This window comes from Undibacterium paludis, assembly GCF_022568815.1.
Lineage (GTDB): Bacteria > Pseudomonadota > Gammaproteobacteria > Burkholderiales > Burkholderiaceae_D > Undibacterium.
In genome coordinates this window covers 1-1,492 of sequence record NZ_JAKZHX010000047.1, presented here as the reverse complement: position 1 = coordinate 1,492, position 1,492 = coordinate 1, and the positions used below count along the sequence as shown (strand labels likewise).

The window sequence follows — 1,492 nt, the reverse complement described above, 5'->3', positions numbered from 1 at the left end:
CGGCAGCGAACTGGTGTTGAAACCCAGGCCGCCACTGAAACTGATCTTGCCATCGACCTTGCCGTCGGCATCAAACATGCCGCCATCGGTGATCTTGAAATCCACCTTCAGCTTGCCGTTGAGCTCCGTGATCGCGCTGGCAACATTCGTCCAGTTACCAGCCCTGTCCTGTACCCAGTATCCATTCACTGAACCAAGCTTGTCAGTATAGAGGGACAGGCTGACATCCTTGCCCATACCGACGCCATTGACCTGACTGCTGATCAGGCCATATTGCAGTTGCAGGCCGCTTGGCAGGTTGCCCGGGCTCGTCGTGGTAGTGACCTTGCCCAGTGCCAGAGAAGACTCTACACTCAAAGTCGCATAGTGCGTATTGACCAGACTGCCATTATTCCAGGGCAAGGAACCCACGTCTTTCTGTGCCTGGTCGGCCTTGCCATCGCCGTTACCATCGCCCTTGCCACTTCCTGACCAGTTCGGCACTTCCGCTTCGACGATTTGCAGGATACCGTCACCATCGGCGTCCGGATCAGTGACAGGAATGGTGTTATCGGAAGGATTGGTCGTGCCAGTATTGTCATAGCTGACAATGGAGTAGCCCTGTTGCAGCGTAGTCCCGCTATTGCCTGCCAGATCAGTGACCCGGACCTGCAAGGTATTATTGCCCCCCAGCGTCTGGTTTTGCAGCGTCCAGCTGGTACTGCCCAAAGCTGCGGTGGCATTCACCCAGTTCGCACCATTATCGAGCGAGACCTGTACTGTTTCGCCTGCCAGCAAGCCTGCACTGAGTGTACCGCTGATGGTTTGTTGGGCTGCAGAAGTGATGAAATCTGTCCCGCTGACACCGTCATCATTGGACAAACGAGCAGAACTGATGCTGGTGGTCGGTGCTGTGTGGTCGACCTGATACAACTGCCCGGTAAAGCCGCCACTCAAAGCCAGGCTGGTGGTATCGACGATGCCGGTACCCGTATTCTTGAGGTTCAGGCCCAGGGTGCCATCGCCGGTCAATCCAGTGATCCTGACGCTATAGGTAGAAGAGTCCAGTTGGGTCACATTGCTGATCGTCCCCGCGACTGTGCCTGTGGTGGCGAGAGCAAAGGCTGCCGCATTGACGCCCGTCACCGCTTCACTGAAGCTGACTTTGTAATCGACGCTGGCCAGACTGGTGTTTTCTGGCTGGAGGCGGGTGATGCCTGTCGCAACAGGAGCAACATTGTCGCCGACGGCAATGACCAGGCTTTTTTCATAGGCGGCGCCGCTGGCATCTGTGGCGCGAACGAAGATGGTGTAATTACCCGGCGTCATGCTCAGCGGGTTCTTGGCCACCAGGTTGTTACCCGATATCGCGAATTTGGCATTATCCCTGTCATTCGTGCCATTGCCGCTGACCAGGGTAAAGCTGGCGGTATCACCCGGATTGGGATCAATCGCCGTCAGCGTACCGACACTGGTATTGGCGGCAGAGCCTTGCTGGATGGTCGCATTCGAG

1 protein-coding gene is annotated in these 1,492 nt (G+C 56.6%); it reads right to left on the bottom strand.

Going from position 1 to position 1,492, the window contains the following annotated elements; translation table 11 throughout:
- On the bottom strand, nucleotides 1–1,492 hold a 1,492-nt coding region (locus tag LZ463_RS28840), incomplete at both ends, for a choice-of-anchor U domain-containing protein (protein ID WP_241459770.1).